Genomic DNA, 23,042 nt, shown 5'->3' on the forward strand with positions numbered 1-23,042 from the left:
GTCAGGAAGGAAACCACTCGAAGGCATTGCTTAGACGAAGCTGTCCCCCTGAGCAAGCAAAGGCATATATCACTCCCCATCCCCGCGGCTGCACCTCAAAGCCCTCTTGCTGTCGGCATACCCCCTCCAGGTGTTCCTTCTCCGCGCGCAGCAGAATCTTTAGTTACTCGGCACTTTCGCGTATTTCAACCTGAGAGATGCCACTCGCCAGAGTTTTCTCAGGTCGCTGCCCCTCCACCTAGCAGCCGTTTCTCCATTTTTTTAGTTCGTATAACTTCGATGGAGCCGACTCTTGTAACCCTTGCTACTAGGGGGATCGAAATTAAAAGCGGCTGTAGTTTAATCGCAACAAACTCTTTTGTTGAGAATGCGGGGTGTTTATCGCGGCAAATTGCAGTCATTTGAGGATAGGCGATCGCATCGCGATCCCGAAAAGTATTTTCCAATAGGGATCTGACTATCTCTTGACTGATGAACACACATCTGCATATGTCTTGGTTGACAACCTTCCAAACCGGGTTTGATAAAGATTTTCACAACCGTCCGGGTTAAATCGTCTTGTTCTTGCCATCGGTCGTGCGACCGACGCTTGTAGCTGGAACCAACTGTTGGGACTGATTATGAATGTCGATGACGCGATCGCGTTGTTCATAGAGTTGTGGCATCAACGCGATCCGCAAGGCTCTTTGAGCCCGATTCAGGAGCAAATCTTCCGGCGCAGTTGGGATGGAAGCTCCTACGAGGAAATCGCCCGCGATCTGGGTTACTCGCCTCACTATTTGCGTCAAGTCGGCTCGCAGCTCTGGCAGGTGCTTGGCTGGCTGACCGAGCGCTCGGTCAACAAGACCACCTTTCGGCTCGCGCTCGCGGAAATCGGTTCCGCTGCCGCACACTCCGATAGCCCGCCTATTTTCATCAGTAGAGCAGAGCTGCCCGCGCAACTCTACGGCCGCACCTCAACCCTCGCGCTCCTGCGAAATTGGCTGGATCGCGATTGCTGCCGGCTTATCTCGATCCGCGGCGTTGGCGGCGTCGGGAAGACCGCACTGGCTGCCAAGTTAGTCGAACGGGTGGGGGGGAGCTTCGATCGTGTTATTTGGCATTCACTTTTTGCAGGAGGAAATTGTACGGGGTTGGTCGAAGCGATCGCGCGACGATATCCCAAGGACATTCCCCCGCCGACTGGGAGTAACGACCGAGTTGCTTGGCTCATGGCACAGTTGCGATCGCGGCGCTACTTGATCGTGCTCGACCGCTACGACGCTTTGTTCCGAACCGGCGAGCGGGCTGGACGCTACGAAAGCGAGAGCAAGCCCTACGAGCGGTTGTTAGAACGTGCTGTTGTTGAAGCCCACCAAAGCTGCTTGGTCCTGACCAGCCGCGAGCAGCTGGCTAATATGCCGAGTGTTGGCAACTGCGCAAGGCCGGCACGCGAGCTCAAGTTGAGTGGATTGCTACCGGCTGCAGCTTGCAAGCTGCTGTGCGATCGCGGACTGCAGGCAAGTCCGGCCGAACTGCACGCCCTCACTCACCACTATGCAGGCAACCCCCGCGCCCTCCTGGTCGCAGCAACTCTGGCACGCCAAAAATTTTATGGCATTGTTGCCCCGCTCCTGGCCTCCGACAAGACCTTCCCAGCCGAACTCGAGGACCTGCTCGGTACCCAATTTGCACGGCTGTCGGCAGGGGAGAAAACCCTCGCATGTTGGCTGGCTCGATGCGATCGCCCGACGGCTCGCTCAGCAATGCGATCGCAGTTGCGGAGCCAATTCCCGGGTCGGAATTTGACAGCAACACTTGACTCGCTCCAAGCACGGTCGTTGTTGTCAGAAGGGGGCGGAACCTGCGAACTCGAACCGCTGCTCAGGAGATATCTGCGCGCCAGCCATCCCGATGTAGTGTCCAACCGCCAGGCAAGTTGATGCCCTAAAGGCTAAGCCCGCTAGGGAGCACGTGCCTTAACCCAGTCGCGTTGCCAGCGGACAAGAGTTCTCGGGGCTGACAGTCAAGCACCGATGCGATCGCTTTGCGCGACCTAGATTTCTAACGACTCTCACGCCAGCTGCTCGCCGCGGATCGAGCGATCCAGCAGTTCCATCGGATGCAGGAGCGGTAGCGCGCAATCTTGCCCTTGCAGGTGTTTGCGAATGTGCAACGCACAGCCTGGATTGGGAGACGCGATCGCGTCAGCACCCGTAGCTGCCAAGTTGTTGGCCTTCTGACGGCCGAGTTCGTCAGCTACCTGTGGTTGCAGCATGTTGTAAACGCCCGCGCTACCGCAACATAAAGCCGCATCCACCGGCTCGCGCAGGCGTACCCCGGGAATCTGGCGCAGCAGTTGGCGTGGTTGTAAACTGATACGCTGTCCGTGCAGAAGGTGGCAGGCATCTTGGTAAACCAACGTCAGCTCGCCACTCGCCGTCAGTGGGGACATCGATGCGGTCAACCCGACCTCCATCAAAAACTCCTGCACGTCCCTCACCTTATCCGCAAACTCCCCGGCGCGATCGCAATACTCCGGATCGCCAGCTATTAGGTGTCCGTACTCCTTGAGCGTGTGACCGCAGCCAGCAGCGTTGATAACGATCGCCTCTACATCTGCGCCTGCAAAACCGTCGATCGTGCGGCGTGCGATCGCTCGGGCTTGTTCTTCTTGTCCCTGGTGTGCCGGGAGCGCCCCACAGCAACCTTGGTCCTTTGGGATGACGACTTCGCAGCCATTAGCGCTAAGTACGCGTGCGGTGGCAGCATTGACCGAAGAGAAAAACAGCCGCTGCACGCATCCGAGCAGCATCCCGACGCGATAGCGCCGCTTGCCGCGGGCGGGAATAACGTCCGGCAAATCATCGCGGAATGATGCTGCATTTATCTTCGGCAACAAAGCTTCCATCGCTGCCAAACGCGGCGAGAAGTATCCAAGCAGGGACGACTGGCGCACGACTGCCTGCAGTCCCGACATCTGATACAACCACATCGGTGCGAGCAGCACCCGCAGTCGCTGCGGGTAAGGAAATAGCTGGAAAATCAGCGTGCGGAACAGGCGATCGCCAAGCGATCGCGGGTAATTGCGTTGGATTTGCGGGCGGGTAGATGCAATCAGCTTGTCGTACTGCACCCCTGAGGGACAGGTGCTCACGCAGGCCAGACAGCCCAAACACGAGTCAAAATGTTGGACGGTTCCGGTAGCTAGCGGCGCGCGTCCATCGCCGATCGCTTTCATCAAGTCGATACGCCCCCGCGGAGAGTCAGTTTCTTTGCCGATGACGCGATAGCTCGGGCATGTTGCCAAGCAGAATCCGCAATGCACGCAATCGTTCGCGAGCTGGGGATCGGGCGGGTTGCTGGCATCAAATCCGGGAATATCGGGACGCGCGACAAGCGGACGCGCCTCGGGTAGTGGCGTTGCAGGGTGCTGCGGGGAGTCCGAAGTTTGCATGTAACTTAGGTCGACCGGGTAAAGATTTCGATAGCAGTTTTAAGCAGTTTTATAAGGGTTGCGGATAGGGCGCGGGCCGGCTTCCATCCGCCACTCAGATGCCGCCGACGAAACAACCGGAATTGAGCAGATCGTCGGGATCGAATTGATGTTTCAATCGCCGCATCAACGGCAGAGCATTGCCGGTGTAACCCCAGCGGCCTATGCGTTGCAGCACTTCTGCTGGGGCTTCCAGAAGGCTAAGGTACCCGCACCCGGCTTCACATTGCGCTCGCAGCTCCTGCAGCCGCGCGATCGGGTCGTCGCTCGCCAGGTATAGGCGGCCCAACCCGCTACCCGCACGGACAATTCCACATTCTTTCTCTGCTGATAACCGAGCCAGGAAAGCGATTGCCTCCGCCGGCAACACTCCTATTTTGCAAGTGACTGCCAGTCCCGAGCTCGGCGGATGAATCAACAACGGCAATCGCGCCCATAGATCTCGCTCGCCCTCCCCAGCAAATGTTGCCGCCCGAACTGCCAGCTGCTGAGCGACCGCCGCAACGCGCTCGCACTGCTGGGCAACACTTGCCGCCACGCTCTCAAAGCGAACCAGCAATCCCAGATCGATTCCCTGTCCGGAGGTTCCTAACTCCAGAGCGCGCACTGCACCGGCAGACAGCAAGTCCGCCGCCGTCGGTGTCAGTGCCGAGCCGCGCAGCCACTGAGCTGCCCGCGCGATCGCGTCTGCCGGCCCCACCAGCGCAATCGTGCCCGAGTCATCCGGGAGCGGATAGGTGCGCAGCGTTACCAGCGCGATCGCGCCTAGGGTTCCGTGGGACCCGACCATCAGTTTTGTCAGGTCGTAACCCGCCACGTTCTTAACTACGCGCCCGCCCGCGTGCGCGACTTGCCCGTCCGCTCGCACGAACTCGACGCCGATCGCCAAATCCCTCACGCCACCGTACCGCTGCCGCCAGCTGCCCGAGTCTGCCGTTGCGACAACGCCGCCTACCGTGGCGCGATCGGGATATGTCGGATCCAGCGGCACGAATTGCCCGGTTTTTGCCAGCACGTGTTGGAGTTCCGTCCATCGAACCCCAGCTTCCACCGTCACCGTGAGGTCGCCAACTGCATGCTCCACCAGGCAATCGAGCGCGCGCGTACTCAAGCGCACGTCTGCATTCAACGGCTCGACCCAGGTCAGCTTACTCCCGCAACCGTAAATCGCCACTCGCAGGCGTTTCTGTTGCGCGCGTTCCAGCACCAAACTCAATGCCGCGCGCGATCGCGGCACGACCGTGCAACTCAATGCATCGACCGCGCACTCGGCTGCACCTGCCGCTACGAGATCGTCAAAGACCGACGCGATCGCATCCGCTGCTGCCAAACTCGTCCCTCTGCTCGGTGCCCTACTTAGTATAGTGCGACACTTCACGCGCCAGTCCCAAATACCTTACCCATGCAGGTCTTTGCTGCCGCAGGCGAGGTACTGGCGGGGGTCAGCTGCCCTTCCTCACCAACCGCACTGACCTGCTGAGAGCAGTTGCCACGTCTCCAAGAAGACTCAGTCGCCGCGACGAGCGATCGCGACCCACGATTGCGGATTGAATCTCAGGTTGGTACTGGCTCGCCCGGTCGCAAGCGGACCCATTTCCCCATCTCTTCGGCAAAGCTGTTGCAGCCGACCACGTCCCACTCGATTTCGATGTGGTCCTGACGCGAGCGGATATTTACGTTAATTGTCGGTTCGACTGGCTCGAAGTCCGGAGCTTCGGTCAGATGCAGCTGTTCGTGCTGCGTTTCCACCGCGTGGTATGTCTTACAGCGATCTACGTACGTGCAATTAATGCAAATGCACATGGCTTTAAGCCCTACGATCTTAGTGCCAATCTAGCTCGGATTCGCGGGCTCGCATCGGCCTTAGAACGGCCGGAGGAATCCTAAGGCATCGCGCACGCGAGCGAGGGTAGCATCGGCAATCGCAGCTGCGCGATCGCGGCCGTCGCGCAACACGGACGCCAGGTAGCGCTTGTCATCGGATAGCTCTCGATGACGCTCCTGGATCGGACGCAGGGCTTCAACTGCAGTCCCGGTCAGCAGCGGTTTGAACTGCCCCCAACCCATATCCGCACATTCGGCGGCAACGGTTTCCTTGGTTTTGCCTGCGAGCAAGGCGTATAACGACAGTAAGTTCTGACACTCGGGACGTTCGGGGTTGTCGAACTCCAAACCGCGCAGCGGGTCGGTTTTACAGCGCTTGATCTTCTTGGCGATCGCCTCGGGTGGGTCCAGCAGGTTGATGCGACTAGCGTCGGCCGGGTCGGACTTGGACATTTTGCGCGTGCCGTCGGTCAAGCTCATCACGCGCGCGCCTTCGGTTCGGATCAGCGGATCGGGAATTTTCAGCACCGGTGCATCGGCGCTGGCAAACTGGTCGTTGACGCGGGCGGCGATATCGCGAGTGAGTTCGAGGTGTTGCTTTTGGTCTTCGCCCACCGGAACTTTGTCGGCGTCGTAGAGCAAGATGTCGGCTGCCATTAAGACGGGATAGTCGAGCAAGCCGACGCCGACATTTTCACCCTGCTTGACGGCTTTTTCTTTGAACTGAATCATCCGCTCCAACCAATTGAGCGGCGTAACGCAGTTCAGCAGCCATGCCAGCTCGCTGTGAGCGCTGACGTGAGATTGCACGAAAATGGTTGAATACTCGAGGTCGATCCCGCAGGCAAGGTAAAGGGCCGCGATCGCTAGGGTATCGTTGGCAAGCACTCTGGGCTCGTGGGGGACGGTGATGGCGTGGAGATCGACAACGCAGAAGAAGTTGTCGTACTGGTGCTGCCCGTCGACCCAGTTGCGAATCGCCCCAAGGTAGTTGCCTAGGTGCAGATTACCCGTCGGCTGGACGCCGGAAAGAACTCGCGGTTTAGACACCATTATCTCGTGCGCGGATTGCCTGACCAATTATACGGCGTCAGACATTGCTGGCATGTGCGCCCATAGGGGCTAAAAGTCGCAGGAACTCGAGCGGGCGGTTCCGCCATCAAGAACCCGACAGATCCCGAGGGGGAACTACCGTTTGATGAGCTTCTCAACCCTCGCGAGTGAGTCGCTCGCGACTCCGAAATGCTGATGGGCTCGCGGCTGCTCGCTCTTTTGGGCAACCGCTGCCGAGGGCAACCGCAACCTACCAGGCAAACAATGCCGGCAGTTCTCGTGTTGGGGTAAGTGTCGGTATTTCCGCAGCTCCATCGGTATTGCCGGATTCATCCAAGCGAATCTCGGCACAGAACGTTGCAGAGTTAAAACCGCCGAAGCGGGTGACTGTGCTCGTCCGCATCCGCAAATCCGGGCCGGCAAACCAGAAGCGCTCGAATGTACCCATGGTTTCGTAGTCGGTTGTCAAAACCAGTGCCTCACCATCCATCACATAGCAGCCGGCAACGGGGACTATCTCGGCATAACCGCGATCGCGCAGCAGTCGCCCAGTTTGCGAGCTGCCCGGATCGGGCACGATCGCAAATATGGTGCTCCCCGCGTGGTTCTCGTCATCCTTATCCCAAGCCATTGCCCCGTTCCAAGTAACGTGCGCGCCGCCGACGCAAAGGCTTGGGTCGATATCGTGCATCTGGCAAATCTCGACAGTTTGAGGGGTGCCGGCCGCTAGCGCTTCGACGACAACGCAGGAACTGCCATTTTCCGCCCGCCGAAACGGTAGATGATGAGTTGTTCGCAGCGATCGCCACGTGCCCGCACTCCGGCGGAAGAAATCCATCGCATCCACGCTCATTTACTCCTTAGTTCTGTCTGGCTCGGCGGCGATCCATTTGGGTACCGACCGGTTGGTTGTCGATCGCCATCCGAACGTGGCTCATTTCCAGTGTGCGCGATCTAGCCCGTGGAGACTGAATGCCGAACCGTAGCTGTGTCCGCAATTTGCCCCCGACGTGCCGGTGGCTCGAGCTAGAAACCGTCTACCACCAGCGCGAACGCTCGGACAAACTCAGACAATTCCCACTCCGGTTGCGTTAGCTGAGCCCGATATATGTTGGGGATTCAGGGCACGAACTGTCGCGTACTCGCACTCACTATACTTGACTCCGTGTCTGACTCTTGAGGCAACGGTTGAGTAAGCGTGCCAGGCTCTCGATCGCATCCCGCATTATTACGAACCGGCGGACGATTTATAGAGATATCTGCGATCGCCCGACACCGACGCCGAACATTTCCTTAACGAGCTCTAAACCAGCGGGTAGCGCGCGTGGTTGCTTCCCGGCTATTGCGAAGAACACCGAAGCGTTGAAGCCTGGTTGTTCGACAAGTTCATCCGTAAAGGCAGCCGGCCGTATCTTCAGTATCCGCTCTACTTCGTCTTGGGAAAAGTGACGAATTTTTCCGACTGAACGCCTTCTTGAACAATGTAGCCCCGGCAAAGCTCGCGATCCCGCTCGCGCTATTTGAGTGCAAAGCGATCTCGTGTATGAACCCTGACAGCATGCCCACCTCTGTCAAGGGAGGTCGGGTTACCGGGGCGCGATCGCTTTACCATGATGCAAAGACGAGACAGCAAGCGCACATGGACATTCGCAACGGGTTCGTGGGAACCGTCGGCAATACGCCCCTGATTCGACTCAACCGCCTTAGCGATGAAACGGGGTGCGAAATCCTCGGGAAAGCCGAATTCCTCAATCCAGGTGGTTCGGTTAAAGACCGCGCAGCACTGTTCATCATCAAAGACGCCGAAGAACGCGCCTTGCTCGCGCCCGGTGGCACAATCGTCGAAGGTACGGCGGGCAACACGGGTATCGGTCTCGCCCACATTTGCAACGCTAAAGGCTACCGCTGCCTCATCGTCATTCCCGAAACCCAGTCCCAGGAAAAAATCGACCTACTCCGCACCCTCGGAGCGGAAGTGCGCACCGTTCCTGCTGTGCCTTACCGCGATCCCAATAATTACGTCAAGGTCTCCGGTCGGCTGGCCGCAGAGATGGAAAACGCAATTTGGGCCAACCAATTTGACAACCTTGCCAACCGTCGCGCCCACTACGAAACCACCGGTCCCGAAATCTGGGCGCAAACCGACGGCACCGTCGATACTTGGGTCGCGGCTACGGGTACGGGGGGTACCTACGCCGGTGTTGCCCTCTATCTCAAGGAGAAAAACCCCGACATCAAATGCGTTGTTGCCGACCCGATGGGCAGCGGTCTTTATAGTTACGTCAAGACCGGCGAAATCAAAAGCGAAGGTCGTTCGATTACGGAAGGTATTGGCAATGGTCGCGTCACCACCAATATGGAAGGTGCTCCCGCTGATGATGCCGTCCGCGTTGACGACCCGGCCTGTATCAAGATGGTCTACCGCTTGCTGCACGAAGAAGGGTTGTTTATGGGCGGATCGGTTGGGATCAACGTCGTTGCAGCGTACACCCTTGCCAAGCAGCTCGGTCCCGGACGCACGATCGTGACCGTCCTCTGCGACGGTGGCGCGCGCTACCAATCGCGGCTGTTCGATCGCGCCTGGCTTGCCGAGCACGGCTTGTCTCCGGACTAACTTCTTCCTTACGACGGCACGTTCGCTATTATGCCCGATGTCACTGTAGAACCAAGCGCTCGCGATCGCTGGCACCAGCGCATCGGCAACCAGCGCGACTGGGTTTGGCGCGGCTGGCAAATCCGCTATTCTTACTGGCGATCGCCCTGCATCGGGACCGACCTCGGCACCCAATCCAGCACCAACCCCAGCCCCAACTCCAGCAATCCGCCGCTGATTTTACTCCACGGCTTCGGGGCGGCAATCGAGCACTGGCGGCACAACATCCCAGTACTCGCGCCAACTCATTCTGTGTACGCGCTGGATCTATTGGGTTTTGGCTGCTCGCGAAAAGCTGCTACCGAGTATTCGGCTGCCTTTTGGGCGCGCCTCGTCCGCGATTTTTGGGCGACATTTGTCGGGCAACCGACTGTATTGATCGGCAACTCCGTCGGCGCGCTCGTTGCTCTCAATGCGGCTGCGACCTATCCCGAAATGACGGCCGGGTTGGTGCCGATTTCGTTGCCAGATGTGGCCGGACGTGCCGAGATGCTCCCCGGTTGGGCATTGCCACTCGTCAACGCGATTGAAGGTGCAGTGGCTTCGCCGGCACTCATCAAGGGGCTGTTGCGCGTATTGCGACAGCCGGCAGTGATTCGCCGCTGGGCGGGTGTTGCTTACCGCGACCGCGCTGCCGTCACGGACGAACTCGTTGCCATCCTTGCCAATCCAGCTGCCGATGCCGGAGCGGGCGACACGCTCGTTGCCCTCTCGCAGTCCGTCCGCCGTCCCGGATTTTCGCGACCGGTCAAAGACCTGCTGCCGCAGGTACGCGTTCCGATCCTACTGCTCTGGGGAAGTTGCGATCGCATGGTGCCGATTGCCGCGGCGCAAACGTTCCTCGGGCTCAATCCGCTCCTGCAGTTCGTAGAATTGGAAGATGTCGGCCATTGCCCCCACGATGAGGCACCCGACCGAGTTCATGCTGTTTTACTGCCGTGGCTAGCAGATCGGGTCGGCGGCGCGATCGCGTCTTTACCAACGCACCGGTCGCAGCGCCCCGTCATCGACCGGCAGAGCGATCGAGGATAAAGAATGACCGTGAAACACACATTATCGGTGCTGGTTGAAGATGAAGCCGGCGTGCTGACGCGAATTGCTGCACTGTTCGCACGACGCGGGTTTAATATCGAAAGCCTGGCCGTCGGCTCGGCAGAAAGTTCGGGTGTCTCGCGCATCACCATGGTCGTGCCGGGCGACAACCGCACGGTCGAGCAGCTCACCAAACAGCTTTACAAGCTCATCAACGTCCTCAAAGTTCAGGACGTCACGGGTACACCTTGTGTCGAGCGCGAGCTGATGCTGATCAAAATCAATGCCACCACCTCGAATCGAGCGGAAGCGATCGAGCTGGCACAAGTATTTCGGGCACGGGTCGTGGATATTTCTGAAGAAACCCTAACGATTGAAGTTGTCGGCGACCCCGGCAAGATGGTGGCAATTATCAAAATGCTCGGCAAATTCGGCATCCGCGAGCTGGCCCGGACGGGTAAGATCAGCCTGGTTCGCGATTCGGGAGTCAATACTGAGTTGCTCAAGACCCTCGAGCTGAAAGTCTAAGTCCGACTGCCCTATGCTGCGGGCAAACGATCCGGAAATGCCCGCTCGCTGGCAGGTGCTCTCATTTCAAACCCGTTGGAACGCTATCTAGGGTTTGCTGAAAAAGTCCACAAAAAGAATTTAGGAGGCAGAGAGCTTATGGAATTTGGCTTTTACTATCTAGCCCCAGCTTTTTGCCTCGGATTCTCGGCCCAATTGCAAGGGTTTTGAGGCTCTGGTGCCTATAACCTTGCACTTTTCTGGCATAGAAAACGCTGGGATCCTTTCATTACAGGGGTTCCAGCCTTTTTCAGCAAGCCCTATCTAAACCAGATAATGCCGATCGCTGCAGGTCGAGTCTCGCAGTAGTCCGGTACGTCCAGAGACCTTAAGGAACCGTCAGGTTCTGATAAGCAAGCAGTGTTCGGCGATCGCCTGGCAAGTCCCGTATCCCGAGCCCCCTAACGGAAAATTACATCGGCAGCAATCGCCCTACGTCAGCAACCACAACACTAACGGGAGCGTGACCAGCGCCAGCACCGTCGAAACCACGACCGTGCGGGCTACGCGACCGGCATCACCGCCGAACTCTGCCGCCCAAACCACTGTATTAACCGCTGACGGCATCGCACACTGCAAGACCAAGACCTGCAGGTCCAACCCCTCCAGCCGCAGCAGCCGCCCAATCCCGAACGCGATCGCCGGACCGACAAGCAAACGCAGGAGCGACACACTAACTTCGTAGCGCCCCAGCACAAATGGCGTCATGGCCAACTGCATGCCCAAGATCAGTAAGGCGATCGGGATCGATGCATCCCCCAAACTGCGGATGCCTTCGCCCAACCGCCACGGCATTGACACTCCCATCCAGCGCAAGCTCAACCCCGCCAGCGTTGCATACAGCAGGGGCAGTCGTAGGATCAGTCGCAACCCTGCCCCGACCCCGCGACCTTGATAAATGGCCGGGCCAACGGTGAAAAACAGAATCGCCGATGCCATCAGACATATCGCCGCGCGCTCAAGCCCTGCTTCGCCGAAGGCAAACGCATTGATCGGCAAGCCCATGTTCCCGACATTGCCGAACACGGTCGTCGCGCTCAGGCTCGCTTGCTTCGACGGCGGCATATTTCTCAATCGCGCGATCGCCAGTGCCAGTCCATACATCGCCACACAGGTCAGAACGAATCCCGCCACGAGACCGGCTGCGCTGGTTGCCGGCAGCTCCGCTCGATAAATGCGATCGCCAATCAGCGCTGGAATCAGCACGTACACAGAAAGCTGTGAAAGTGTCGTGCCATCGAGCTTGAGGAAACGCTGGGCAACGATCCCCATCAGCACGATGAAGACGACAGGAACTAATGCGGGAAGAAAAACCGACATGCGGACACCACCCCGACTAATAGCAATAGCTACTCAGACTAGCCTGGATTATTCATGAACGCTTATGCAGAGACTCTTATCCTTATGCCGTGCACGGCTTGCAGATTTTTTCGCGCAAAGGCAGTTCGTTTCTATACACGTAGATTGGAGCTTAGTCAGAGCAAGGGTTTGAGGCTTCGTCAAAATCTTCGTGAATAATCCAGGCTAGGTCACCTTGCCGAGGAATTACCCACGTCCGCAGCAGTACGGCGATTGCCATACATCCCGCTTAAGCTAATACGGGCAGAGAATGGTTGAAACGACAGATCCTCGGTGGAGCCGGATCGGAGATCTTGATAAAAACAGAGGGAGAACACAACGGCTTTTTATGCTCCCCTTAACGTAGCTGAAGAGGAGTTCATGCTTCCAGACACTGCACCGCCAACTCTCGCTCGGTGATTGCCGATCGGGCTGCCGAGCTGGTGCCTCTCACCGAGAGCTTTGCGCAGATAGCTACGCTCACAGCGTAATTGCCTTGAAGAGTCGGGCAATAGTGTTAGGGATCAACAACCCGCCTCGGCGGCAACAACTTAATTGACTGGAACTTACAGGATGCCGAGGAAATGTAGCGGACCGTAACCGCTGATCGCTTCAATTACCAGTGCCAGGAATCCAAGCATCGCCAAGCGGCCGTTCCAAACCTCTGCCGTCGACGTCAGGCCCCATTCCCATCGCTCTTGAGGATACATCTTGGTATTCTCCTTCAACGGCGTCACCTCGGAGAAGTGGCGCGATGGTGAGTTCAAGGCGTCTTCGACGATTTCCGCCAGCGAATTGATAAATACCGGATTCGTGTTAAGCGCCGGCACCCGCTGGAAGTTCTCGATGCCGGCTTCTTCGGCCAGCTCTCGATACTCGATATCGATCTCTTGCAGCGTTTCGATGTGCTCCGAAACAAAGCTAATCGGCACCACTAAGATTTCCTTAACCCCGCGCTCGCCCAGTTCTTTTAGGGCATCGTCGGTGTAAGGCTGCAGCCACTCCACCGGACCAACGCGGCTTTGGTAGGCCAGGGTATGCTCGTTTACTCGCCCGAGGGTTTCGACAATCGCGCGCGTGCAATCTTCAATCTCGCGCTGATAGGGATCGCCAGCTTCCTCTACATAGCTGACCGGAACGCCATGGGCGCTAAAAAATAAATGCACGCGATCGGGCTCGTCAAAGCTGTCGAGCTCGTTGGCGATCGACTGTGCCATTGCCTGCAGGTAACCTGGATGCCGGTACCAAGACTCCACGACCGTATAGTCGATCTGCTGCAGAGCAGTCTCCTCTTGCCACAGCCGCTCAAGCACGCGGAAACTCGAGCCGCTGGTGCTGATCGAAAACTGCGGGTACAGGGGCAAAATTGCCAGGCGCTCGGGGCAATCGCGCTTGATGCGAACGGCAGCCTCCTCGGTGAATGGATGCCAATAGCGCATGCCGACGTATACAGTGGCATCGCGGCCGCGCGCGCGGAGATTGGCTTCAAGCTCGCGCGCTTGCTCCTCTGTGATACGGCGCAATGGGGAGCCCCCGCCAATTTCGCGGTAGTTCTCTTGGGAACGACGCGCTCGCGAGCTAGAAATAAACCACGCCAGCGGACCCTGCAGCTGCCGGAAGGGCAAGCGAATGATCTCCGGATCGGAGAAAAGGTTATACAGGAACGGACGCACGTCTTCGAGGGTATCCGGTCCGCCCAGGTTCAGCAGCAGTACGCCTACACGACCCATAGTTATAATGCGTTGCTATGCGTTCAGATTCTTTAACTAAGTTAAACAATATTACAACTCAGGGCTATAGATTTCGACCTCTCCGGGCAAATACCTTAACGAATTCGTTACGAAATCCTAAATGGCAACAATTCTCAGAACCTGGAGCTATCGCTACCCACTGCTCTACGATGCGATCGCGCGCCTCTCGGCGCTCGCCGTTGGCGGCGAAGCGCGTTTCCGGCAACTTCCACTGCAGGGTTTAGACATTACCCCGTCAACACCCGTCCTCGACCTATGTTGCGGTGCCGGCCAAACCTCGCGTTTTCTCGCGCGGCGATCGCGCCAGGTCGTGGGACTGGATATTTCTCCCGTTGCGATCGCGGCGGCGCGGGCGTGCGTTCCGGAGGTCGAATTCGTGCGCGGGCGAGCGGAAGCGTTGCCCTTTGCTGCCGAACACTTCACCATCGTCCACACCAGTGCGGCACTCCACGAAATGGCTCCACGCCAGCGCGAGCAAATTTTGCGCGAAGCATATCGCGTCTTACAGCCTGGCGGCAGGCTAACGTTCATCGACTTCCACCGCCCGCGCAACTGGTTGATGAAGCCGGGGCTGTGGTTATTTCTATGGTTGTTCGAGACGGAAACGTCGTGGCAGTTCATCGCTGCCGACCTCATGCGCGAACTGATCGAGCTCGGCTTTGTCTCACCACAACGAACCCTGCACGCTGGTGGCAGCCTACAGGTCGTGTTAGCGCAAAAGCCACTCACTGCCTCGCGATCGGCTGCCGATGCCACAACTCGCGAAGAGAACCTAAAGTAATGCCGCGGCTAGAAGACTCGGACGTATCCTTAGAACCGAACCCGGCAATCAAAACACATCAAAACCTACAAACCGAGCGACGAGGAAGAGGGTATGTTGTACGACCTGGAAACGGCAATTGAGGCGATCGCCGCCCGCGAAATTCTCGACTCGCGCGGTCGCCCGACCGTCGAGGCCGAAGTGCGCTTGGTCAGCGGAGCTGTCGGACTAGCCCAAGTGCCGAGCGGTGCATCCACCGGCAGCTTTGAGGCTCACGAACTTCGCGATAACGAGGAGCGCTACGGCGGTAAAGGTGTCCTGCGCGCGGTTCGCAATGTCACCGAGAAGCTCGCTCCCGAGCTCATCGAACTCAACGCCCTCGATCAAGTCCTTGTGGATCGCACCGCGATCGCCCGCGATGGGACGCCGAATAAGTCCGAGCTGGGTGCCAACGCCATCTTGTCCGTATCCCTGGCAACGGCGAAGGCGGCTGCAGAAGAACTAGCACTGCCGCTGTACCGCTACCTTGGCGGTCCGCTATCGAACGTGTTACCCGTTCCGATGATGAACGTGATTAACGGTGGCGCCCACGCTGCTAATAACATCGATTTTCAAGAATTTATGGTCGTGCCCGTTGGCGCGCCGACCTTCAGCGAAGCGCTGCGCTGGGGTGCAGAAGTGTTTGCCGCACTCAGCAAAGTCCTCGACAGTCAGGGCTTGCTGACCGGCGTCGGCGATGAGGGTGGATACGCACCGAATTTGTCCTCCAACGAAGCGGCATTGGAGATTCTGGTTGAGTCCATTGAAAAAGCCGGTTACGCACTCGGCGAGCAAATGGCGATCGCCCTTGACATTGCCGCCAATGAGTTTTACCAGGACGGCCAGTATGTTTGCGATGGCAAGCCGCATTCGGGCGAAGAATTTGTCGATCGACTCGTCGCGCTGGCGGGCAAGTACCCGATCGTCTCGATCGAAGACGGCCTCCAAGAAGAAGACTGGGGAACGTGGAAACTGCTCACCGAGCGCTTGGGCAATCGCGTTCAGCTCATCGGTGACGACCTATTCGTCACTAACCCGGCGCGCCTGAAGAAAGGCATCGAGAGCGGCATTGCGAACGCTATCCTAATCAAGCTCAACCAGATTGGAACGCTAACCGAAACCCTTGAAACAATCGCGATCGCTCAGCGTAGCGGCTACCGCTGCATCATCAGCCACCGCTCCGGTGAGACCGAAGATACAACAATTGCCGACCTAGCCGTTGCTACTCGCGCCGGTCAAATCAAAACTGGGTCTCTTTGCCGGAGCGAGCGCGTCGCAAAGTACAACCGACTGCTCCGGATCGAGGACGAGCTCGGCGATCGCGCGATTTACGCTGCCACGATCGGACTCGGTCCTGTCATCTAGCGCGATACTCACCTGCTCTCCTACGAGCACCTGTGCAAAAGGGACTTGCTGCGATCGCGTGCAGCTCCCTAACTCGCGTGCGGCCCGAGCATCCTGCCAACGCGAATGCTATTTGTGCGGGTACTTGCGCCCGCCGGCTCAACCGGCGGGCATGCGCGATCGGCAGTTGCTGATGTAGCCAAAAATTAAATTGCCGCAGTTGCCGCTAGTGCGGTTCTGGTCGGTACGTTCTGGCGGCGGCGTGCTATCGCTGGCTCGCGGCCGTTGAGGTATCGGCTAAGACGACGCTTGAGTTGGGAACGAGCTTGTTGGACGCGCTTGCGCGCATTAGCATTCGTCAGTCCCAGGTAACTTGCGATTTGAGTGTAGGGCTGTTCTTGGCAATGGTGCAATACAAAGGGCTCGCGCAATCCGGCGGGCAGTTCGGAAATAGCGGTGCGGAGATGACAATTGAGTTCCTGGCGGAGAAGAACTGTCTCAGGGGACTCCATTCGCGAACGAATCGATCCGCTAGCAATCAGCTCTTCAATATCTCCAACAGGCATTGCCGCACGACCGCGCTCGCGATGCATATCGACGCAAAGGTTGTGCGTCATGCGAGTGAGCCACGCGCGCAGGTTTTCAATCCGATCCGCATAAACCGGAAGTTTTTCCCAAGCCTTGAGCGTTGCGCGACTGAGAGCTTCTTCTGCATCGTTTGGATTGCCGCCCATCCATATCAGACAGCGACGGTATAAATAATCATTGTGCTGCCTCCATAACGGCCAGAATGCCGCGCGATCGCCCGCAGCTAGGCAACGCAGATACTGAGTGTGCTCCGCCTTACCTTTAGCAGAGTCTGGCGGATGCGAAGTCACTCGAGCAGCAGGCTGGCGAGCACGGCTTCTTATCGGTTGGTCTATACGTGCATTTCTCATATACGTAAGCAATGAATCAAGCTTTGTTCTTAGTATCATTGAGTTCGCCTTCGATTTGTTTAGCTAAAATCATGCCCTTTGAAACACCTGAAATGACCTCAACCTAAAGTTGAATACTGGCTGATTCGGGTAAGTTCAGTTAAATTCAGGTAAAATTCTGCAATGCGGGTTTGATGCCCGGTTCGAAAACGTCTTTACCCCCTCGATCCGAGTGCTAATTGCTATGGAGTTCACGATCGACGAGGCTATCAAAGTTGCTAACCAAGTTGTCTTTGATAAAATTGGTAGAAATCTTACTGACGTCGAGATTTGGGTACTCGAAGGCTCGTGGGAGCGACTCGATTACGATCGAATTGCAGCTCGCAATCAGTACGCTGCTAGCTATATCAGCCAGGATGTAGCTCCCAAACTCTGGCGGCTACTTTCCGAAGCATTGGGCGAGCGCGTCAAGAAGAGTAACTTCCGCGAGGCACTCAAGCGGGCCTGGGACCAGCGACGGATTCCAATTACCCCGGTCTCTCCGCGCGCTCTCAAGCTTGCACCACTAGAACCTGTGCCATCGACGCCGCTGTCACCGAGCCTATACGTCGAACGCCCGCCACTCGAATCGCTATGTTACGACGCTCTCCTGCATCCAGGCGCGCTGGTTCGTGTTAAAGCACCAAGTCTGATGGGAAAAACATCATTGGTCGAGCGCGTTCTCGCTCAACTGTCAGAGCAGGGGTATCGGACGGTCGGTCTTAGTTTCGAACTAGCGGAACGACGCACGCACTTCGACGCCTTGGACCGTTTTTTGCGCTGGTTTTGTTTGAACCTGACTCGTGAGTTGGGATTACCTATCCAGCTTGAAGATTACTGGGACTCAGCCGGCATGGGGTCTAAAGTGAGCTGCACGACTTATTTCGAGGAATACCTGCTCGCACAGTCCGACAGTCCACTCGTATTGTGTTTGGACGATGTCGATTTGCTATTTCCATATCCAGTAATCTATGAAGATTTTTTTGGACTGCTGCGTTCTTGGTATGAGAAGGGACGCAGTCGTAAGATCTGGAAGCGCCTGCGATTGGCGATCGTGCACTCTACCGACGTGTATATCCGGCTCAATATCAACCAATCGCCATTTAATGTCGGTTTGCCGATCGAGCTGACGGAGTTTACGCCCGAGCAAGTCGAAGAGTTCGCCAACCTTCACGACCTAGAACTGGATGCAGCACAAATCGGTGTGGAGGGACTCGCACTGCTGATGGAACACGTGGGCGGTCACCCATATCTCATCGAACAAGCTCTCTCGCATCTCAAAGGACATCCCCACGAGACGCTCGGGCACGTGCTCGACAACTCACCTACCGAAGCCGGGATTTACGCCAATCACTTGCGCGAATATCTGATCGGGCTGCAGCAGGTACCGGAGTTGGCAAATGCCTGCCAGCGCGTGATGGCGGCAACCACTCCTGTAAAGATCGACCCCGTGCATGCCTATCAATTACAGAGCATGGGCCTGGTGCGATTGCTCGGAAACGAGGTCGAGCCGCGCTGCTATCTTTATCGCACTTACTTCCGCGATCGCCTAGGAGAATTTGCATGACCGCCCGTTCCCAGACTTACCAACCCGGCGGCAGCTTGCCGGCAGATGCCTCCACATATGTGGTGCGTCGTTCGGATGCCGAATTGTGCGAGGCATTATTGGCGGGAGAGTACTGCTATGTGCTCAACTCCCGGCAGATGGGCAAGTCTAGCTTGCGGGTCCGAACGATGGATCGGCTTCAGGCACGCAACGTTGCCTGCGCTGAAATCGAACTGTCGGGTATTGGCAGTCAAGAGATCGCCGCGCAACAGTGGTATGGCGGAATCGTTCAGGAGTTGATCAGCGGCTTCAACCTCCAGGTCAATCGCCAGCGTTGGCTGCGAGATCGTGACGACCTTTCACCCGTACAGCGCTTGGGGGAGTTTATCGAAACGGTGTTACTCGTCCATATCCAAGGTAATTTAGTGATCTTCATCGACGAGATCGACAGCGTACTCAGTCTCCGCTTTGCAACTGACGAATTTTTTGCACTGATCCGCTCCTGCTACGATCGGCGGGCGCGGCGGCCGGAATATAGGCGACTTGCATTCGCCTTACTCGGAGTAGCCACACCTTCAGATCTGATCGGCGACCCGCACTCTACGCCCTTCAATATCGGTAGGGCGGTCGATTTGTGCGGGTTCGAATTACAGGAGTGCGGTCCGCTGGCGGCTGGATTGGCTGGCATTGCCGAGCAGCCGCATGCAGCGATCGCGTCGGTACTGGCCTGGACGGGGGGACAACCATTTCTGACGCAGAAACTGTGTTGGCTGCTAATCGACAGCGCGCAAAAAATTCCGAGCGGTGGCGAAACTGCAGCGGTGGCGCACATCGTTCGCAAGCGCGTGCTGACGCACTGGGAATCCCAAGACAATCCCGAGCACTTGCGGACGATTCGCGATCGCTTCCGCCGCAACCCGCGCGACTGCGAGCACCTGTTGCGGCTCTATCGGAGCGTTCTGAACCGGGGTGCAATTGCGAGTAGTAATCGCGCCGATCGCATGGCTCTGCGTCTGTCGGGAATCGTCAGCAATGTCAACGGCAAGCTAACGGTCAAAAACCGTATCTACGCAACTGTATTCGATCGCGTCTGGGTGGACGAGCAACTGCGAGCGCTGCGCCTGCGAGAGGCTAAGCCCCCCAAGTGGTTCGTACCAGCCGTCAGTGCCTTGAGTGCAACTGCGGTGATGCTCGCCCGCTGGTATGGAGCGTTGCAAGGCATAGAATTGCCAGCCTTCGATCGCTTGCTGTCCCGACTGCCCCTGCAGCCATCGGACGAGCGCTTATTGATCGTCGGTGCAACGGAAGCAGATGTCGGCCCTCAAGGCTATGGCTTTCCCCTGCCCGACACGACCCTAGCCGAACTGATCGATACATTAGAGCAATATCAGCCGCGCGTCATCGGCATTGACATCATTCGCGACCAGCCAGAATTGCCCGGCAGAGTGGCGTTCGAAAGGCATCTGGAGCGTAACGAAAACGTCGTTGCAATCTGCGCGTTTGGCGGGGCGACCGATACGCGCATCCTGCCACCCGCTGCAATCGCAGGCGATCGACTGGGCTTTGCCGACTTGTTTTCCGATGCGGATCTGTTTGCTGGTGACGGAATCTCGGGCGGCAGCGTAACGGCAGCCGGTCCTGCAACCGACATCTTTGCAAAGCCACAACCGGTCACGCGGGAAAATGCAGTTGTTAGGCGCTACCTACTCTCGCACTCGCCCCCCGAATCAGACAACCCATGCTCGACTCAGTATTCTTTCGGCTTGCAGCTTGCGCTGCGCTATCTTCGAGCCGAGGGCATCGCGATCGGAACGGAAGCGGGCAACTGGCAGCTAGGCTCATCCGTACTTCAACGACTCCAGTCCCGCAGTGGCGGCTACCAAACTCTCGACGCAAACGGCAATCAATTGCTCGTACGCTATCGCAACCTGCTCTACCCACAGGCGATCGCCCGTCAAGTATCCGTGCAGTCAATTCTCGATGGCGGCAAAGGCGCGCGCTTCGATCCCGATTGGGTCAAGGACCGGATCGTGATAATCGGCGTCGTTGCCGACTCCGTGCGCGACGATCACGACACGCCCTACGGAGAAATGCGCGGGATTCACATCCACGCCCACCTCATCAGCCACCTACTCGATGCAGCGACGGACGAGGGGGTTCTGTTTTGGTGGTGGCCGCAATGGGGGGATGCACTGTGGGTGTTGAGTTGGTCGCTAACCGGTGGAGCGGTGGTCGCGATCGCTAGGCGACCCTGGCAGCAGGCTACCGTGGCAGTCGCGCTTTGTCTCGTCAACTATGGAGTCTGCTGGATGGCCCTCCTGTACAGCTGCTGGCTCCCGCTCGTCCCGGTTGCTATCAGCATCGTTAGCGCATCTACTGGCGTAGCAGCTTATTCGATCTACCTGCGCTTCCAAAGACAACATTCCTAAAGCAACCCCGGAATCTTCACTATGACACCATTAACAATTTCGTCCCGCGCGATCGCTATGGCGATCGCGCTTGGATCGATCCCGGCAACAGCCCTCGCTCAATCCACTGCGTCGGATCGTTCCGCCAAGGATGCGAATGTATCGCTCCCCGAGCCGCCCGAGAACGGCACACCGGGCGGCGACCCAACACCTGGCGCAACTCGACCGGAGTCGAGTTGCGCGCTCGACCCCCAACAACCCGAGCTGACAGCGCTCTATGCCAATCGAGGTCACGACGTGACGGCATTCGAACAACCGACTTTTTGGTTTTACGTGCCCTTGGCTCGAGAGCAGGTAGCAGGCGCGCAGTTCGTTTTGTTGAACGCTACCGAACGAAAAACTCTGCACCGCCATCGCGAGATCGCAGTCCCGAATGCACCCGGTTTCTTCAGCGTGACCTTGCCTCCCGAGGTTGGACTGGAAGCCGGTGGGTTGTATCGCTGGTATTTCCTTCTCGATTGCGCGCCCGATCGCACCGAAGACCCGGACTTGGTCGTCAGCGGATGGGTACGCCGTATGCTCGGAAATCGCTTCCCGATGGGCGGTCCATTGGACAATCCATCCAATGATGCGATCGCGGAGATTGCCGAGCGCCTGGCGGCCGAGCCCGACGATCCAAGCCACCAACAAAGCTGGATGGAGCTGCTCGAAACTCTCGGGCGCGCCGAACTGATTGGCGTACCATTTATCGGGATGGAGTAAGGCATGCAACCGGTCTGACCTTAACGTAAGCGTGGTTTGCAAGACGCAAGGCTGCTCCAAAACATCTCCCAACATCGGAGCGCCACCTATTCGGATAGGATGCTGCGGGCGATCGCGTCCGCCCTCGCCGGTGAATGTGACGTCCCCACTGCCACTTCAACCCTTGACGCAAACCACCTGGCGCAGCGTCGCCACGATTTCAACGAGGTCTGTTTGTTGGTGCATGACCTTGTCGATCGGCTTGTAGGCACTTGGAATTTCGTCGAGGACGCCCCCGTCCTTACGGCATTCGATCCCCTGCGTTTGCTGCACGAGGTCGTCTACAGAAAAGCGCTTCTTCGCCTGGGTACGCGAGAGCTGGCGGCCGGCACCATGGGCGCAACTGCAAAAGCTCGTTGGATTGCCCTTGCCTTTCACGATGAACGATTGTGCACCCATCGAACCGGGAATAATACCGTAATCGCCAGTTCGAGCGCGCACGGCACCCTTGCGAGTCACGATGACTTCTTCGCCGAAATGGATTTCCTGCTCCGCGTAGTTGTGGTGGCAGTTCACCGCTAAGAGCGGCGTAACGGGCTTGCCACCGGACAGGTGCAGCTCCATAACTCGCCGGCATCGATCGAGCATAACTCGGCGGTTGTAACGCGCGTAATCTTGCGCCCACTGAAGGTCCCGCCAGTAAGCGGCAAACTCTGGCGTTCCCCTTACGAAGTGCGCCAAATCAGGATCGGGCAAACCGGGGACGGCAAGCTTCGCTAACTCCTTTGCCGTCGCGATGTGACATTGGGCGAGGCGGTTGCCGATGTGTCGCGACCCGGAGTGCAGCATCAGCCACACACCATCGTCGGTGTCGAGACATAACTCAATAAAGTGGTTGCCGCCGCCGAGGGAGCCCAGTTGCTTGAGTGCCTTAGCTTCCAAGCGCTGCACGCCGCGATGCAGGTCCTTGAATCCGCGCCAGCCCTGCCAGTTGCGGGCCTGCTTGTCAGCATCCGCGTTTTCGTTGAACCCGACCGGGACGACGGCTTCAATGTCTCGCCGCATAGGTTTGAGCTTGCCGTCGAGGTGCTCGCTCGTGAAGGGCAGCTTCAGTGCGGCCATGCCGCAGCCGATATCGACACCAACTGCTGCTGGAATCACGGCATCACGCGTGGCGATCGCCGAGCCGACGAGTGCACCCTTGCCTAGGTGGACGTCTGGCATCAGGGCCACGTGCTTGAACACGAACGGCAGCGATGCCACGTTCTTCGCCATCCGCACTTCCTGCGCGCCCAGTTCGTGATGCGCCCAGGAGTAAACGGGGGCAGGGGTTTGAAGTGAGAGCTGTTGGTATGGCATGAACCTCGCTCGTACGATGACCCTCAGATTGTAATACAAATTTGTAACACGTGGAGTGCTTCAGGCGATCGCGGATCGACAACATCTGGCGGGCCGGGCGCGAGAATCGATTTTCCGAATCGCACCTGGGACGATGCAAGTGCCGGTCGTTTCGGACGGGTAATGCGATCGCGGCAGGTGCAACCTGGAATCTACC

18 protein-coding genes are annotated in these 23,042 nt (G+C 57.9%); 9 read left to right on the forward strand and 9 right to left on the reverse strand.

What is annotated here, in order from left to right; translation table 11 throughout:
* Nucleotides 1-608 precede the first annotated feature (608 nt).
* On the forward strand, nucleotides 609-1,922 hold the full coding sequence (locus tag KR51_RS06000) for an NB-ARC domain-containing protein (RefSeq protein WP_084202402.1): 1,314 nt from the start codon (nucleotides 609-611) through the stop codon (nucleotides 1,920-1,922).
* Nucleotides 1,923-2,053: 131 nt separating this feature from the next.
* Here the strand turns inward: KR51_RS06000 and KR51_RS06005 are convergent, their stop codons facing one another.
* From KR51_RS06005 to KR51_RS06025, 5 genes are all read right to left on the reverse strand, one after another.
* Nucleotides 2,054-3,436: a (Fe-S)-binding protein gene (locus KR51_RS06005; protein WP_022605886.1), complete on the reverse strand. Its 1,383-nt coding sequence runs from the start codon at nucleotides 3,434-3,436 to the stop codon at nucleotides 2,054-2,056.
* Between the two features lie 94 nt (nucleotides 3,437-3,530).
* Nucleotides 3,531-4,805 (reverse strand): FAD-binding oxidoreductase, encoded by a 1,275-nt coding sequence (locus KR51_RS06010; RefSeq protein ID WP_232214542.1) that lies wholly within the window; start codon nucleotides 4,803-4,805, stop codon nucleotides 3,531-3,533.
* Nucleotides 4,806-5,029: 224 nt separating this feature from the next.
* On the reverse strand, nucleotides 5,030-5,278 hold the full coding sequence (locus tag KR51_RS06015; protein ID WP_022605889.1) for a Ycf34 family protein: 249 nt from the start codon (nucleotides 5,276-5,278) through the stop codon (nucleotides 5,030-5,032).
* Nucleotides 5,279-5,338: 60 nt separating this feature from the next.
* Complete coding sequence (trpS, locus tag KR51_RS06020) at nucleotides 5,339-6,349, reverse strand: tryptophan--tRNA ligase (RefSeq protein WP_040655398.1); 1,011 nt, start codon at nucleotides 6,347-6,349, stop codon at nucleotides 5,339-5,341.
* 253 nt (nucleotides 6,350-6,602) lie between these two features.
* The gene (locus KR51_RS06025; protein ID WP_022605893.1) at nucleotides 6,603-7,199 is read right to left on the reverse strand and encodes a phycobiliprotein lyase; all 597 of its coding nucleotides are present in this window, start codon (nucleotides 7,197-7,199) and stop codon (nucleotides 6,603-6,605) included.
* A gap of 792 nt (nucleotides 7,200-7,991) precedes the next feature.
* Here KR51_RS06025 and KR51_RS06030 point away from each other — a divergent pair.
* Genes KR51_RS06030 through ilvN form a run of 3 tightly spaced genes read left to right on the forward strand, consistent with a single transcriptional unit; the run spans nucleotide 7,992 to nucleotide 10,565 of the window.
* A complete protein-coding gene (locus KR51_RS06030) occupies nucleotides 7,992-8,966 on the forward strand; it encodes a cysteine synthase A (protein WP_022605894.1) in 975 nt (324 codons plus the stop codon).
* 30 nt (nucleotides 8,967-8,996) lie between these two features.
* The gene (locus KR51_RS06035; RefSeq protein WP_022605896.1) at nucleotides 8,997-10,037 is read left to right on the forward strand and encodes an alpha/beta fold hydrolase; all 1,041 of its coding nucleotides are present in this window, start codon (nucleotides 8,997-8,999) and stop codon (nucleotides 10,035-10,037) included.
* 9 nt (nucleotides 10,038-10,046) lie between these two features.
* Nucleotides 10,047-10,565, forward strand: coding sequence for an acetolactate synthase small subunit (ilvN, locus tag KR51_RS06040; protein ID WP_040655402.1), 519 nt, complete (start codon nucleotides 10,047-10,049; stop codon nucleotides 10,563-10,565).
* Between the two features lie 471 nt (nucleotides 10,566-11,036).
* Here ilvN and KR51_RS06045 read toward each other — a convergent pair whose 3' ends face one another.
* On the reverse strand, nucleotides 11,037-11,924 hold the full coding sequence (locus KR51_RS06045) for an AEC family transporter (protein WP_022605900.1): 888 nt from the start codon (nucleotides 11,922-11,924) through the stop codon (nucleotides 11,037-11,039).
* Between the two features lie 584 nt (nucleotides 11,925-12,508).
* On the reverse strand, nucleotides 12,509-13,672 hold the full coding sequence (hemH, locus tag KR51_RS06050) for a ferrochelatase (RefSeq protein ID WP_022605902.1): 1,164 nt from the start codon (nucleotides 13,670-13,672) through the stop codon (nucleotides 12,509-12,511).
* A gap of 121 nt (nucleotides 13,673-13,793) precedes the next feature.
* On the opposite strand from hemH, the gene KR51_RS06055 reads away from it, so the two are divergent.
* Entirely contained in the window at nucleotides 13,794-14,474 is a 681-nt protein-coding gene (locus KR51_RS06055; RefSeq protein ID WP_022605904.1) for a class I SAM-dependent methyltransferase, read from the forward strand.
* Nucleotides 14,475-14,567: 93 nt separating this feature from the next.
* A complete protein-coding gene (eno, locus tag KR51_RS06060) occupies nucleotides 14,568-15,857 on the forward strand; it encodes a phosphopyruvate hydratase (RefSeq protein ID WP_022605906.1) in 1,290 nt (429 codons plus the stop codon).
* Between the two features lie 185 nt (nucleotides 15,858-16,042).
* Here eno and KR51_RS06065 read toward each other — a convergent pair whose 3' ends face one another.
* The gene (locus tag KR51_RS06065) at nucleotides 16,043-16,714 is read right to left on the reverse strand and encodes an RNA polymerase sigma factor (protein WP_071783215.1); all 672 of its coding nucleotides are present in this window, start codon (nucleotides 16,712-16,714) and stop codon (nucleotides 16,043-16,045) included.
* A gap of 271 nt (nucleotides 16,715-16,985) precedes the next feature.
* Here KR51_RS06065 and KR51_RS06070 point away from each other — a divergent pair, with 271 nt between their 5' ends.
* Genes KR51_RS06070 through KR51_RS17340 form a run of 3 tightly spaced genes read left to right on the forward strand, consistent with a single transcriptional unit; the run spans nucleotide 16,986 to nucleotide 21,508 of the window.
* Entirely contained in the window at nucleotides 16,986-18,359 is a 1,374-nt protein-coding gene (locus KR51_RS06070; RefSeq protein WP_232214543.1) for an AAA-like domain-containing protein, read from the forward strand.
* Nucleotides 18,356-20,767, forward strand: a complete 2,412-nt coding sequence (locus KR51_RS20120) for a CHASE2 domain-containing protein (RefSeq protein WP_022605911.1) — start codon at nucleotides 18,356-18,358, stop codon at nucleotides 20,765-20,767. Before KR51_RS06070 ends, KR51_RS20120 begins: the two co-directional genes overlap by 4 nt.
* 21 nt (nucleotides 20,768-20,788) lie before the next feature.
* Entirely contained in the window at nucleotides 20,789-21,508 is a 720-nt protein-coding gene (locus KR51_RS17340) for a DUF928 domain-containing protein (RefSeq protein WP_022605913.1), read from the forward strand.
* Nucleotides 21,509-21,664: 156 nt separating this feature from the next.
* Here the strand turns inward: KR51_RS17340 and KR51_RS06085 are convergent, their stop codons facing one another.
* On the reverse strand, nucleotides 21,665-22,846 hold the full coding sequence (locus KR51_RS06085) for an RtcB family protein (protein ID WP_022605915.1): 1,182 nt from the start codon (nucleotides 22,844-22,846) through the stop codon (nucleotides 21,665-21,667).
* Between the last annotated feature and the right edge of the window lie 196 nt (nucleotides 22,847-23,042).

It is taken from the genome of Rubidibacter lacunae KORDI 51-2, from assembly GCF_000473895.1.
In the GTDB taxonomy this organism is placed as follows: domain Bacteria; phylum Cyanobacteriota; class Cyanobacteriia; order Cyanobacteriales; family Rubidibacteraceae; genus Rubidibacter; species Rubidibacter lacunae.